We start from the raw sequence: 14,320 nt of genomic DNA, 5'->3' as shown, positions 1-14,320 counted from the left end.
GCAAGCTGCGGGCGCAATGTTGTCTCAACGGAACGGTGGAGCGTAGAGCAGGCCACCGGAATTCCAGGGCGCGTTCGGGCCGCGCGTCATGGCGAGGCGGGTGTTTTCCCCAAGGGCGCGGTCGAAGACTTCGCCGTAATTACCGACAGACTTGATGATGTTGTAAGCCCACTTGTCGTCGAGCTTCAGCATCTCACCCAGATTGTCGGTAACACCAAGCATACGCTGGATCTCCTGGTCGTCGCTCTTCAGCTTTTCATCGACATTGGCCTTCGTGATGCCCTTTTCCTCTGCCGCCATCAGCATCCAGACGGACCAGGACACGACGTCGCGCCAGTTGGAATCGTTTTGGCGAACGGCTGGTGCGAGCGGCTCCTTCGAGATCGTCTCAGGCAGGACGACATAATCGTCCGGCTTGTTGGAGACAGCGCGGATCGAGGCAAGGTCAGATCGGTCCGAGGAGATTGCGTCGCAACGTCCGCTGAAGAAGGCAGCGCGGTTTTCATCCGGGCTTTCGAAAACGACGAGCTCGAACTTGGAGCCCAGCTTGCCGAAGAAATCGCTGAGGTTCTGCGCCGTCGTCGTGCCCGGCAGCGTGCAGATTGCGGCGTCCTTCAGCTCTGCGGCGCTGGTGACGCCGAGCGACTTTGGCACCATGAGACCCTGACCGTCATAGAAGACGACTGGTGCGAAATCGAGGCCGAGGGAGGCTTCGCGGCTGTAGGTCTGCGTCGTCTGGCGTGAGAGAACGTCGATCTCGCCGGACTGCAGGGCCTGGAAGCGGGTGTTGATGTTGGTCGGAACATATTCGACCTTGTCACCATCTCCCAAGGCTGCTGCCGCGATCGCCCGGCAGATGTCGGCGTCGAAGCCCTCCATGCGCCCTTGGTCGTTGGGTGCCGCAAAACCCGGCGTCGCGAGCGACACGCCGCAGATCAGCTTGCCGCGCTGCTTCACCGTGTCGAGTGTGTCGGCATTGGCGATCGCAGCGGTGGCCAGTACGCCGAGAACTGCGCTGAGGCAGCCGGCCAGAGTTAGTCCTTTCATTCAATCCTCCCGTGATTGCGGCGTTATCGTCGGCAACTCCTCTTCGCCTTGGGTACGATAATGCCTCCAATATTGTCTACAATACATTATTTGCGTTGACAACGTATGGCCTGTCCTTTGATCGGGGAAGCTCTGACTGCCGTGAAACGCGCGGCCTGCAAGCCTGTGGAGCGTAGCCACAGTCTTTGGCTCAGTAAAATATTGTAGACAATTTGCGTTGACATAGCTTCGAAGGCTGCCTTAATAGCCGACGCGGGAGCAAGGGACGTGGTTGCTCGCGGAGGAGCATTCGCCCTGCCAGTGTAGCAAGGCGTTGCGGCTTGGACTGGCTGCAAACGAGCTGGACCAGCCTTCCGTGTGGGCTTTCTCCCAACCTGAAGTCATTGATAAAACCGTCCGCCCTTTAGCGAACGGACCGAGCCGCATCCTGTCAACTGGCCCACCTGATGCGCACAAGCCGAAACGGAGGTACCCCATGCACGATCTCTTACTCCGCAACGCCAGGCCGATGGCTGGCGAAAGCTGCGACATCCTGATCAGGCATGGCAAGATCGCGGGTCTTGGATCGTATCGGCCAGAAGACGGCATGGCCGTGGAGGATGGCAACGGCGCGATAGTCGTGCCGGGCCTGATCGACGCCCACACCCATCTCGACAAGACGACCTGGGGCATGCCCTGGCATGTCAACGATCGCCCCGCGATCCTGCAGGGGCGGATCGATTTCGAAAGAGAAAACCGGCAGGAGATCGGCATCGACGCACACCGGCAATCGATGCGTCATGCGATCGGCCTTGCGGCGAACGGCGCGAGCCACATCCGCAGCCATGTTGATATCGACACCAGGCACGGGCTGTCCCTGGTTGAGGGGGTGTGGAGGACGCGAGACGCGCTGAGGGACATCATCGATATCGAGATTGTCGCCTTCCCGCAATCCGGCGTCATGGTCATGCCGGGTACGGTGGATCTGTTGGATGAGGCACTGCGGCAGGGCTGCGAAGTGCTGGGTGGCATCGATCCCTGCGGGATCGACCGCGATCCCAAGGGACAACTCGACATCCTGTTTGCACTCGCCGTGAGACACGGCGTTCCGATCGACATCCACCTGCATGAAGCCGCAGATCTCGGCGCATTCACCATGGAACTGATCTTCGAACGCATCCGCGCCAACGGCATGGAAGGCAAGGTGGCGATCAGCCACGCCTTTGCGCTCGGCATGAATGACTATGTCAGGGTCGGGAAACTGATAGAAGAGATCGCCCGTCTCGACGTTGCGATCCTGACGACCGGTGCGCCGTCCGTCAACGTGCCCTCGATCATGCGGCTCAAGGAAGCGGGCGTGCGTGTCGGTGGTGGCTGCGACGGCATACGCGATACCTGGGGCCCGTGGGGGCAGCCCGACATGCTCGACCGCGCAAAGGTGATCGGCATGAAGAATGGACTGCGCACGGACCAGGAGCTTGCCCATGTTCTGAACGTCGTTTCGAAGGGCGGCGCCGACGTCATGCGGATCGACGGTTACGGCCTTGATGTTGGCTGCAATGCCGATTTCACGCTTCTGACCGGGGAGACACTTGCGCACGCCGTCGTCGACACCGCGCCCCGACCACTGGTCGTCAAGAACGGCCGCGTTGTTGCCCGCAAGGGCAAGGCCATCGTGGAGATGCCGTGATGAACAAAGCATCCCTGGAACTCGGCCGCCGCCCCGAAGGCCGTACGCTTCTTACCGCAAGCTGGGTTGTTGGCCACCAGGACGGCTCCCACCGCCTGCTGCGCAATGGCGAAGTGGTATTCGAGAACAACGAAATTCTCTTCGTCGGCCATCGCTTTCCTGGCGAAGTGGCTCGGCGCATCGATTTCGGCAATGCACTGATCAGCCCCGGCTTGATCGATCTCGACGCACTGTCCGATCTCGACACGACCATTCTCGCCATCGACAATCATCCCGGCTGGGCCAAGGGTCGCGTCTGGCCGCGCTCCTATGTCAAGGCCGGCCCCTATGAGATGTACAGCCAGGACGAACTGGCCTTCCAGAAGCGCTTCGCCTTTGGCCAGTTGCTGTTGAACGGCATCACGACGGCAGCGCCGATCGCCTCGCTGTTCTACCGCGAGTGGGGCGAGACCGTGGCCGAATTCGATGCGGCGGCTGATGCGGCCGGCGAACTCGGTCTCCGGGTCTATCTCAGCCCCGCCTATCGCTCCGGCGGCATGGTGCTGGAAGAACCGGGGCGCATGGTGCCGGTCTTTGATGAGGAGCGCGGCTTGAAGGGCCTGAAGGACGCTATCTCTTACATCGAGCGGCAGAACGGTCGTCACGGCGATCTCGTCCGTGGAATGCTGGCGCCTGACCGCGTCGAGACGTCTACCCTGGCACTCCTCCAGCGCACGGATGCTGCGGCCCGCGAACTCGGTTGCAAGTTCCGCCTGCACATGGCGCAAGGCGCCATGGAGGTCGATACGGTTCGCATGCTGCACGGCTCGACCGCCCCTGTCTGGCTTGCCAAGGCCGGCCTTTTGAGCGACCGGTTGATCGCGCCTCACGCCACCAATGCAACGGAGGAGGACCTTGCCCTCTACGCGAAAAACGGCGTTTCCATCGTTCATTGCCCGCTGGTCTCGGGCCGCGGCGGGAGCACGCTCAATTCCTTCTCGGCCTGCCGCAAACGTGGCATCAACATCGCCATGGGCACTGATACGGCGCCTGCTGACATGTGGATGAACCTGCTCGTCGGGTTGATCACGGGCCGCATCAACGATGGCGCGCCGGATCGGCTTCGCTCGGCCGATCTCTTCGATGCCGCGACGCTTGGGGGCGCGCGTGCGCTTGGCCGGACGGACCTCGGCCATCTGTCCCCCGGCGCTCGTGCCGATATCGCCGTCTTCGATCTCGACGACGTGATCATGGCGCCGTCGATCGATCCTATTACAACTTTGGTCACCAGCGGTTCGGGCAAGGTGACGCGCGCTGTGTTCGTCGACGGCCGCGTCTCGATGCTGTCCCGCAAGGTTGCGGGCCTCGACATGGAGAAGGCACGGGTACAGGCGCAGGCGCAGTATGACGGGCTGATCGCCAAGTATCCCGAACGAAGCTGGAGCAATCCCCCGGTCTCGGAGATCTTCGCTCCCAGCTATCCGGTTGACGCTGACCTTGGGTGAAGTTCGGTAGGCGGTCATCGACGTCCGCTATCTCGAACTAGAATTTCCGGGTCACCGCGACAAACAACGCGCCCCGTGAACTCCCGGGCGGCATCGGGTTTATCAAGGAGGCGACATCTGCTTAAGGATACAGCTACGCAAGGGCTGCTCGCAGGTCATGGGAAAGGTCGCGGATTTCGCTCAGGTCGAGTTCTGATTCAACGTGCTCTAGGTGATGGGCCATCAGGTGAGTGGCCTTCTCGGCATCCTTGGCGGCGATCGCCTCGACGATCTCCTCGTGCTCGTCAGGTCCGCAATTGAAGCGGCGGTTCGTGTTGCGGTAGACAGCAGTGATCAGCGAGGAGCGGGCGATCAGATCCCTCATCGTCGTGAACAGGAAGTCGGAGCCGACGGTTTCGGCTAGCAGTAGGTGGAAGCCACCGGAGAGCTTGATGATGTCGCTCGTGACGTCCGCGGCATTGGCAGCCCGTTCCTTGGCAACATGGTCGCGCAGCCGCCTGAGGTCGGTCTTGTTGACAGACTGGCACAGGCGTTCGACGACGCAACGCTCCACCGTGCGGCGTACGAAGAAGACATCGCGGGCCTCCTCGACCGAAGGCTTGGAGACGAACGCGCCCCGATTGGGAATGATCGTGACGAGACCATCGCGTTCAAGCACCGTGAGGGCCTGGCGGATGCGGGCGCGGCTGACGTTGAAAATCGCCGCCAGTTGCTCTTCCTTGAGCTGAATACCGGGGCGGAGCCTGCGCTCAGCGATAGATAGCCAGACTTTCTCGACAATTTGTCGCGCAGACGGGCCAGGTTGTTCGGTCACGAAATTCACTCCCATTCGGGTAAGAGAAGCTCGATGCCGCAGGGAAAGTCAACCGTAGCAATTGGTGTTTTGGTTGCATAATTGTCAGCAATATCGGGGCAAATTGTCGAGGAGAGGCAGTGAGTTCTTTGATGCAGGTCGACTTATCGGGCTTCAGGGCAAGCTGCCCGTCTGTTGAGGCGACTCATGACATCACGGCGGACTGGACCTGTGCGGATGAACATGCCGACGTGAAGCGGTGTGGACCGTAATCGAGGGCTGCCAGGCGGGTGTGAGGACAGTCTGATCATTCCGCCCCGGCGGACGGCCCTTGCCACATTGTCCAGAGATTTGAACTCAGAGCTTGGTTTTGGGATTCTATGCTGATCACAGCCATCTTGGCCACACTATAGTCACTGCAAGCAACGCCTTTCTCCTACGGTCTTCGGATTTGTAAAACGTCGCAAAGGGGAGATTAATGAAGAGGTTACTGATTTTCTCGTTGGCGGGCCTGGCGCTTGCGAGCTGCACACCGACGCAACAAGGTGCGGGTATCGGCGCCGCCACTGGTGCGGTGGTTGGTGGTGCCGTCACGAACGACGTGCGTGGTGCGGCCGTCGGCGCGGCGATCGGTGGAGCCTCCGGCGCCGTGATCGGAAACGTGGCCGGTCGTCCGGGCCAGTGCGAGTTTCGCGATCGCAACGGTCGGCGCTATATCGCAGCCTGCCCGCGCTAACGATGAAGACGGGCGGTGTCATTCGCGTGAGCAGGCGATGGGGGCCAACACGTTCTCTCAACACGGGCCATCCTGACGCCGGCTGGATTTTTGCGATATGCGGCATTCCCGTCACCGAAAGAGCGCGCTGATTTTAGCTCCTGCAACGGCTCTGGTGAATGAGCAGGCATGGCGTTTAACGCATTGAAATATAAAATTATATTTGTCGTTGCAGCAACGGGTTCACTTGCCGGCGACGTGCAAAGCGGTTGATCCATAGCGCTCCATTCGTGCCATTTCGCAGGCCGACCACTGTTAAGGCAACGCACCTAGCAAGCTCATTTGACCATCCATCGGGTGCGACATACGTCGGTTCAACTGGAGGCAAGACATGGCCACTGCCAATACCGCATCAAAGACCACGATGCAGAGGTTCCTGGACGGCGTCGAAAAAGTGGGAAACATGGTTCCCCATCCTGTGATCATTTTCCTGATCCTGATTGGCATCGTCATCGTCCTGTCAGCCGTACTTGGCGCTTTCGGAGCGGCCGTAAGCTATGAGCGCATCAATCCCGACACGCACGAGATTGAGCAAGCGTCGACATCGATCCGAAGCTTGCTGAATGTCGAGGGCATTCGCTTTCTATATTCGTCCCTTATTCCCAACTTCATGAGTTTTACGGCTGTCGGATTGATGATCGCTGCCATGATCGGTGCCGGCGTGGCCGAAGAATCCGGTCTCGTCACAGCGCTGATCCGCAAGCTCGTCATTGTCTCGCCGAGCTGGGCGCTGACCTATATCCTGGCTTTCGTCGGTATCCTCGCAAGCATCGCGGCAGATGCCGGCTATCTGGTGCTGATCCCGCTTGCCGGTGTGGCTTATATGGCAGTCGGGCGGCACCCGTTGGCTGGTCTTGCGCTTGGTTTTGCCGCCGTGGCTGGTGCCTTCACGGTCAACATGCTGATCAAGCCGCTCGATGCCGTGCTCGTTGAATTTACCAACGACGCTGCGCATCTGGTTGATCCAGCGCGTTCAATCGGTCTTGCATCAAACGTCTGGTTTTCCATTGCCTCGGTGCTGTTTTTGACCGTGGTGATAGCGTTCATAACCGATCGCATGATCGCGCCCAGGCTTGGTGAGTATGATCCGGCAGCGGCGGAAGGCGGTGTGCAGGCTCAAGGGGCCACCCTTTCTGAGCAGGAATCACGCGGCTTGCGGTTCGCACTATACGGCCTTATCGGTCTCCTGGTTGTTTTCCTGCTGTTGACCATCCCGAGCGGCGCGCCTCTGCGCAATCCCGATACCGGCGAGCTCATCGGCAACTCACCCTTCATGAACGGCCTGATTGCACTCATCATGCTGATCTTCCTGGTAACAGGATGGACCTATGGCATCGGCGCCGGAACGTTGAAAACGCTGGCCGAGGTCATCGCGGCGATCGAGAAGTCGATCAAGAACATGGGCGGCACAATCTTCCTGTTCTTCGTTCTTAGCCAGTTTGTCGCCTATTTTACCTATACAAACATCGGCACCGTCATGGCGCTCAGCCTTTCAGGCGTGTTGCAGGCAGCCAATATTGGCGCACTGCCGCTGCTTATCGGCTTTATCGTTGTGGTCGCGATTATCGACCTGCTGCTAACCGGCGCCATTGCCAAGTGGGCAATCTTCGCTCCGGTCTTCGTCCCGCTTCTCATGAAGCTTGGTGTTGAACCGGAAGCCGTCCTTGCCGCCTATCGCGTCGGCGATTCCCCAATGAACGCGATCACTCCACTCAATGCCTACTTCGCACTCGTCGTCGGCTTTGCCCAGAAATACGACAAGTCCGCAGGTGTCGGCACGATCGTCTCACTGATGCTTCCCTATGTGGTGCTGATGTTCGTGTTGTGGACCGGCCTCTTTGCGGTCTGGAAGGCCCTCGGACTGCCATGGGGCCTATGACAATCCTCAAGCGAATAGATACTCGAACGAACGGATGGACATCATGAGCAACATCTCAATTCCTCTCGACGTCGCCGCAGCTGAAGACCATCTGATGCGTTTCCTGTCGGTGGAGGGTGTCACCGGGTCTGAGAGGAACATCGGCCTTGCCGTCTGCGACGCCTTGAAGAAGATCGGCGTCCCGGAATCGGCTATTCGCTTCGATGACGCCAACAAGCGTATTCCGCTGCCGACGGAGACGGGCAATCTGATCGTGGACATCCCGGGAACGCGGCCCGGGCCACGCCTTCTCTTTTCCACCCACCTGGACACCGTGCCGCTTTGCGCGGGCGCCAAACCAAAGCGCGAGGGCGACCGCATCGTGTCCGACGGGACCACGGCACTTGGCGGCGATGCCCGAACCGGGGTGGCACTCCTTGTCGTGGTTGCCGAGACGCTGATCAAGCATAAGCTGCCTCATCCGCCAATCACCCTACTGTTTACCGTTCGCGAGGAGAGTGGGCTGCATGGGGCACGAGAACTCAACCCGGCTGACCTCAACGGCGCGGCAATGTGCATCAATGTCGATGGCCAGATGGCTTCAGAACTCATTGTCGGCGCTGTCGGGCAGGAAAACTGGGAAGTCGAAATCAAAGGTCGCGCGTCGCATGCCGGCGTTGCGCCAGAGAAGGGTATTTCGGCGACACTGGTTGGCGCCGTGGCGTTGGCGGAAGCAAAGCATAACGGCTGGTTCGGCAAAGTGGTCAAACCGGATGGTCGCGGCACAAGCAACGTCGGTATTTTCGGTGGCAAGGACAACAAACCCGCAGGTGATGCGACCAACGTCGTAACCGACTACGCCTTCATCAAGGGCGAAGCGCGCAGCCCGGAAGCTGCTTTCGCGACGAAGATTGCCAACGGTTACAAGGAGGCGTTCGCGAAGGCGCAGAGCGAAGTGACCGACTATCAGGGCGACAAGGCAGAGGTGAAATTCAGCCACAAGCCCTCCTATCCGCCATTCGAGTTGGGCAAGGACACGCCGATCGTGAAGCGCGCGACAAAGGCCTTGCAAATGCTTGACATCGAGCCAGTGTATGTCTTCTCGAACGGGGGATTGGATGCCAACTGGCTCGACAAGCATGGTGTGCCAACCATCACCATCGGAGCCGGGCAAGCCGAGATCCACACGATCAAGGAATATGTGAACCTCAAGGAATACGAGAAGGGCTGCCGTTTGGGTGTACTCATGGCGACACTCGACGATTGACGAGTTCTGGAAGGTTAATTTGGTCGGCCGCAGTCGCTCGGCGCTCATGAACGCCTGCGCTGGGGCCGGCTTGATTTTGGACGGTTCGGGCAGGCAAGAGGGAGCAGGGCGATTGAGTCCAATAGCATACACAGCGACTATCATCGCCGTTGCCGTCGTACTGTTCGTCTGGAACAAGCTGCCGGTCGTCTTCGTCGCCATGCTGACGGCACTTGCCTTGTGGGCGAGTGGTGTCCTGACGCTTGGACAAGCCCTTGGCGGTTTCGGTGATCCAGCGGTCATCTTCATCGCATCCCTTTTCGTCGTCAGTTCCGGGCTCGAGGTCACCGGGGTGACCGCTTGGGCCGGACAACTGCTGATCCGCGGGGCCGGCGAGGAAAGCCGGACACGCCTTCTCCTCCTGACCATGGCACTTGTATCGCTCCTGACCGCGCTGATCAGCGTCAATGGCGCTGTCGCAGCCCTGCTGCCGGTCGTGGTCGTCATAGCTGTCCGCCTTCGGCGCAGTTCGTCGCAGCTGCTCATGCCGCTGGTGTTTTCGGCACATGCAGGCTCGATGCTGGCCCTGACCGGAACACCGGTCAACGTGCTGGTTTCAGAAGCAGGCATCGACGCAGGCGTCGGTGGGTTCGGCTTCTTCGAATTTGCGCTTGCGGGCATCCCACTCCTGGCAGGCACCATGGCCATCATCATCCTCTTCGGAAAGCAGCTGCTTCCGGAGCGTAACGGCGCGACTATGCCCGCCGATTTCAGTCGCCATGCCAAGACACTGGTAGAACAATACGGCCTTGCAAGCGGGATCTACCAGATGCGAGTGCGTGCAAGCTCGCCCTATGTCGGCAAAGCCGCGAGCGCGTTCGATCTTTCGGGCCATCCGGGATTGCAACTCGTCGCCATTCAGGAGGGCGAGACGGCCGGTCCACTGCGCAGGTCTGCCATCGCTGAGGGCGATCATTTTATCTTGCGCGGTGAACCTGACGTTGCAGCGGCCTACGCTGCCGACATGCACCTGGCCCTTCGCGACGACAAGGCGAACGGTCAGGGTGAAGAGACCTTGTTCAATCGCAACTCAGGCCTTGCAGAGGTCGTCATCCCGCCACGCTCCGGCCTCATCGGCCAAGCAGTTTTTCCCGGCATGGTGACCGAGAGCGGCGATCTGATCATTCTGGCTGTCCAGCGCGCCGGCGCCGGAATATCGCCTGGCAGCGCCGCCAAGGAAGCGGGCGGTATCGTCCTGCAGGCAGGCGACACAATGCTGCTGCAGGGAACGTGGAAGGCGCTCGATGTGCACCTGAACGATCCCGACGTTTTGGTTGTCAATTCGCCCGAGCTTGTCCGACGCCAAGCGGTCCCGATGGGTCCCGGCGCGCGTCAGGCCGTTATCATCCTGATTGCGATGGTTCTGCTGCTTGCCACTGGTATCGTGCCGCCGGCGGTGGCTGGCTTACTTGCTGCAGGAGCAATCATCCTTTCGGGGATCATGAGCGTCGAACAAGCCTATCGGGCTGTGGGCTGGACGACCGTCATCCTCGTTGGCGCGATGATGCCGCTTTCGACAGCAATGGTAGAAACAGGCGCGGCGAAGCTGATGGCGGAGCATCTGGTGAATCTCGTGGGTGACGCCGGTCCGGTTGCGCTGCTTGCCGGACTGTTTGTTCTGACGGCAATCATGGGGCAACTCATCTCCAACACTGCAACAGCATTGATTGTCATCCCGATCGGCGTCGCAGCGGCCACCGCCATGGGCATTTCTCCGCGCCCCGTCCTTATGAGCACGGCCGTTGCAGCCGCCGGCGCCTTCCTCACGCCAATCGCAACACCGACGAACCTGATGGTGATGGGCCCGGGGGGCTATGCCTTCAACGACTACTGGAAACTGGGATTGCCGTTGCTGATCTGGTTTTTCGTCGTGTCAGTGTTCATCGTCCCTCTAATCTGGCGCTTCTAAGCTGCCGGTTATCCAGGCAGAGGCGCGCTGGAACAACAGTCGACTGCAAGTGCGGCAAGGCCAGGATGTCAGTAAGGGTGACACATGTCGGTGATACAGGTCCCGGGACTTTTGTCCTTTACCATCGCAATTCTCGTCTTTTTTGCTGGTGCCAATCTCAATCGCTTCATTCCCATGCTAGCTCGGTGGAGCATTCCGGAAGCAGTCACCGGCGGACTTCTCGCGGCGTTGGCGACACTTGCCGCCTACGAATTCTTTTCCGTCGAGATCAGTTTTACGCTTGCCGCACGCGACATGCTGCTTCTCTACTTCTTCACGGGCGTCGGGCTTAACGCCAGGCTTTCCGATCTGGTGGCAGGTGGAAAGCCACTACTGATCCTTCTTGCCATCACGCTTGTGTTCCTGGTCATCCAGAACGCAATTGCCATCGGCGCCAGCAATCTGCTTGGTCTTCCCCCAGGGATGGCGATATTACTGGGGTCGACGTCCCTGATCGGCGGTCATGGCACCACCATTGCATGGGCTCCGATCATCAGCAATCGTTTCGGGCTTACGAGCGCACTGGAGGTTGGCATTGCCAGCGCCACGCTTGGTCTTGTGATTGCCAGTCTCATCGGCGGGCCGATCGCACAGTACCTCATCACCCGTTATCGGCTGAGCGGAAGCAAAGACGAAGAACTTACGATAGGTGTGTCCCGAACAGCTGCCAGCACGCACGATGACGAGGTCAGCTACATCAGCCTCTTGCGCACTCTCCTAGTGACGAACATCGCTATCCTCATAGGATACACACTCCATGAGATCATCCTGGACGCCGGCATCAATCTTCCGCTCTTTGTTGTGTGCTTGCTGGTCGCTATTGTGATGACGAACACTATCCCCTCCATAGCACCGAACCTCCCTTGGCCAACGCGCAGCCGCGCGCTCTCACTTATCTCAGATCTCTCGTTGAACGTGTTTCTCGCGATGTCGCTGATGAGCATGCAATTGTGGGGATTAGGTGGGCTCGGTCTGGCGCTTGTCATCGTGCTGGCGATTCAGACGATCGCTGCGATTGCCTATATACTTTTTGTGGTGTTTCCGGCCATGGGGCGCAACTATGAAGCGGCGGTCATTTCCGCCGGGTTCTGTGGTATTTCGCTGGGTGCGACCCCCACAGCGATCGCGAATATGACCGCAGTTACCAAAATCCATGGCGCGGCAACGATCGCCTTCATCATCCTGCCCCTCGTTTCGGCTTTCTTTATCGACCTTGCGAACGCCGCCGCTCTTGGCTTTCTTGTCCGGTGAGGGCCTACCAGCACGGATCATCAAGAACGCTCGGAGACGCCGATTCTGACAAATGCGTACGACCTTGTGTTCGACCGTCAGCACGCACACCGGAGCTATCCCTGTAGCCTCCTCAGTAGCACACCAAGTCTTTCCTCGGACGCGCAATCCTCAAGGTCCGGGCAAAGCGGAATGCCGCCACCGCTTCGATTCCGGACTTCACTCGGGCTGTGGCCGAACGCTCGCTTGAATGCGCGGCCAAACTCGGCCCCGTCGCTGAATCCACGCTCTTCAGCAATCTGGAATATGAGCCTTCGATCGTTGGGGTCGGTTAAAGCGGCGTAGGCGCTGAGCAATCGACGATGCTGGATGTAGTGCATCACCCCGCCGAAAGGCTCAAACAGGTTATATAGACGCGTGCGCGAAATGCCGAGCTCTCGGCGTATCAGTTCACTGCCGAGCTTCGGATCGAGCAACCGGCTTCGCACCAGCTGCCGCGCCCTTTCGAGAAGCACATTGGCAATCGGTCCTTCGGCGGCCTCGATATGGTCTGCGGATGGCGAAACGCAGGCAAGGATCATTGCCTGTGTCGCTGCGGTCAGCCCAGGCAAGTCGGCATGAACCAGCGTTGGCAGGCGATTACTCACGCCAATCAGATAGTCCGAGAACAGTCGTCCCATGCCTGACCTGAGTGTCGAAAATTCGGCCGAGCCAAGGGTGGCCGCCGTTTCGAGAGAAAGATCCCGCGGCACGAACAGCATTAGCATCTCGCTTTTGTCGACGACGCCGGTGAAGGAACGGCCAAGCGAATGGATCTGGAACTCGCCCGGATCCGCGGTAAACTCGTGCCTTGCCGCATTGGTGCTTATTTGACCGGACAACAGAACTGTCATGGTCCAGTGGTCGACCGGATCTCGCCGAACATGTCCTGGAAGGCTAGAAAAGGCGAGGCTGTCAGTGCTGATCCTGGCAAGGACGAGACTGCCAAGATCCCAAAGCTCCTGCCGGCCGCTAAAGTTTGCCGTCATTGGATCGGTATCAGAAAGCTCAAGCATAGGTGCGAAGCTATTGCGCCATGCCGCAAACTGATCCGGCCGCGAGAGCCCCTCGGTCGAGAACTCAAAAGGAGATAAAAACGAAGGCGTACCTTCCTCCGGCTCTGCATCAACGGCCTCGTAGTCCGAGCTCGCAAAGCTCATGTGGTTCAGTTGCCGTTCGTGCAAGCTGGCAGGAGTCATGACGTCTTCTGTCGTCATCGCGTCACCCTCAGTTGGCCGTAGGCAAGACGGAATCGCCAGGCGCCGCTTGCCCGGCAACCATATTGCCGCCGTCATTCCAACGTATCGTGCCAGGCTTAGCGGCGAAGCCGCCCGCGCAGGCGTGAGAGGCGCTGGTTGGCGTCACGGGTTTGCATCGAAAACCAGCGCTCGAAATCGCGGCGATCGTTTCGCGCTCGAAGTTCTGTGCCAGGTATGCACTGCTCGACAGGATGCGTGAGAGAACACTTATGCGATTCATTCTTAACTCTCCTCTTGGGCCCAAGAGCGAGGGCCGGATGATGTCTGAATGATGCAAGCGGACTGGTTTGCGAGCGACTGAAGCGAGCACTTCGCGCGGCGAAAGCTGGGTTTCAGCCTTCGTCCCTATCTTGCGGCAAAGCCGCCTATGGCAGTCGATGTTCCTCCCAAGCGTAATCTAGCGCCGTCGACGTCCTTTCTCAACTGTCAGATGCACAAGCATCAGAGGAAGTCGCTTTTAGCGTTTCAAGTTGTTTTAGATGGCTTTAAACACATCTCTGTGCACGCCGGAGATCCAGCTTCACGGTCCGTGGTCCATGTCTGCGTTGGAACCGCCCGACAGCAGCGTTGCGACCCACTTTCCCGATGGCGTGCCTGCGCTATAAACAATGAACGCGATCGGGTGGGCAGCCGATGAAAGCCCCAGATGTGCCCCACATTATGGCGAAGGGGATATTGCAAGCGAGGCACCGCTGAGCCGCGGCTCCAGATAGCTCCCGATGATGAATTGGATGACGTTCAGGCTCGCGAAAATGAGCACTGCCGTCTGCCGGTTGTCGAATTGGGCAATGGCAAACAGTGTCGGAAGCGCGGTTGCAGCAAACGGCCCGAGGAAAGGGATGTCGTTGAGCGCGAAAGCGATTGCACCCCAGGCAGTGGCAAGTTCGCAAATACGCCACCGACCGACTGCAG

The 14,320-nt window shown here is 59.4% G+C and carries 11 protein-coding genes and 1 pseudogene; 7 read left to right on the top strand and 5 right to left on the bottom strand.

All coding sequences use genetic code 11. From position 1 onward, the window contains the following. Positions 1-24: 24 nt before the first annotated feature. Positions 25-1,047, bottom strand: a complete 1,023-nt coding sequence (locus FHT97_RS10465) for an amino acid ABC transporter substrate-binding protein (RefSeq protein WP_183861920.1) — start codon at positions 1,045-1,047, stop codon at positions 25-27. A gap of 475 nt (positions 1,048-1,522) precedes the next feature. Between FHT97_RS10465 and FHT97_RS10460 the strand changes: the two genes are divergently transcribed. After that, on the top strand, positions 1,523-2,716 hold the full coding sequence (locus tag FHT97_RS10460; protein WP_183861918.1) for an amidohydrolase family protein: 1,194 nt from the start codon (positions 1,523-1,525) through the stop codon (positions 2,714-2,716). Further along, positions 2,716-4,200 (top strand): amidohydrolase family protein, encoded by a 1,485-nt coding sequence (locus FHT97_RS10455; RefSeq protein ID WP_183861916.1) that lies wholly within the window; start codon positions 2,716-2,718, stop codon positions 4,198-4,200. Before FHT97_RS10460 ends, FHT97_RS10455 begins: the two co-directional genes overlap by 1 nt. A 133-nt stretch (positions 4,201-4,333) precedes the next feature. Here the strand turns inward: FHT97_RS10455 and FHT97_RS10450 are convergent, their stop codons facing one another. After that, entirely contained in the window at positions 4,334-5,029 is a 696-nt protein-coding gene (locus tag FHT97_RS10450) for a GntR family transcriptional regulator (RefSeq protein WP_183861914.1), read from the bottom strand. Positions 5,030-5,471: 442 nt separating this feature from the next. On the opposite strand from FHT97_RS10450, the gene FHT97_RS10445 reads away from it, so the two are divergent. The 5 genes from FHT97_RS10445 to gltS all read left to right on the top strand — a co-directional run bounded on the left by FHT97_RS10445 (position 5,472) and on the right by gltS (position 12,131). After that, positions 5,472-5,729 (top strand): glycine zipper domain-containing protein, encoded by a 258-nt coding sequence (locus tag FHT97_RS10445; protein WP_183755391.1) that lies wholly within the window; start codon positions 5,472-5,474, stop codon positions 5,727-5,729. A gap of 370 nt (positions 5,730-6,099) precedes the next feature. Continuing rightward, entirely contained in the window at positions 6,100-7,647 is a 1,548-nt protein-coding gene (locus FHT97_RS10440) for an AbgT family transporter (RefSeq protein ID WP_183861912.1), read from the top strand. 34 nt (positions 7,648-7,681) lie between these two features. Then, a complete protein-coding gene (locus FHT97_RS10435; protein ID WP_183861910.1) occupies positions 7,682-8,893 on the top strand; it encodes a M20/M25/M40 family metallo-hydrolase in 1,212 nt (403 codons plus the stop codon). 112 nt (positions 8,894-9,005) lie between these two features. Further along, complete coding sequence (locus tag FHT97_RS10430) at positions 9,006-10,841, top strand: SLC13 family permease (protein WP_183861908.1); 1,836 nt, start codon at positions 9,006-9,008, stop codon at positions 10,839-10,841. Between the two features lie 84 nt (positions 10,842-10,925). After that, a complete protein-coding gene (gltS, locus tag FHT97_RS10425) occupies positions 10,926-12,131 on the top strand; it encodes a sodium/glutamate symporter (RefSeq protein WP_183861906.1) in 1,206 nt (401 codons plus the stop codon). Between the two features lie 95 nt (positions 12,132-12,226). Here gltS and FHT97_RS10420 read toward each other — a convergent pair whose 3' ends face one another. From FHT97_RS10420 to FHT97_RS10410, 3 genes and pseudogenes are all read right to left on the bottom strand, one after another. After that, positions 12,227-13,366 carry a helix-turn-helix domain-containing protein gene (locus FHT97_RS10420; protein ID WP_246712595.1) on the bottom strand — a complete coding sequence of 380 codons (1,140 nt, stop codon included), beginning with the start codon at positions 13,364-13,366 and terminating at the stop codon, positions 12,227-12,229. A gap of 10 nt (positions 13,367-13,376) precedes the next feature. Then, positions 13,377-13,628 (bottom strand): hypothetical protein, encoded by a 252-nt coding sequence (locus tag FHT97_RS10415; RefSeq protein ID WP_183861904.1) that lies wholly within the window; start codon positions 13,626-13,628, stop codon positions 13,377-13,379. Positions 13,629-13,928: 300 nt separating this feature from the next. Then, positions 13,929-14,294 (bottom strand): annotated as a pseudogene (locus FHT97_RS10410) (AI-2E family transporter); the annotation flags it as partial. Positions 14,295-14,320 lie beyond the last annotated feature (26 nt).

The sequence above is a fragment of the Rhizobium sp. BK399 genome, from assembly GCF_014194695.1.
Taxonomy (GTDB): Bacteria; Pseudomonadota; Alphaproteobacteria; order Rhizobiales; family Rhizobiaceae; genus Rhizobium.
This window is presented reverse-complemented; position numbering and strand designations above follow the sequence as displayed.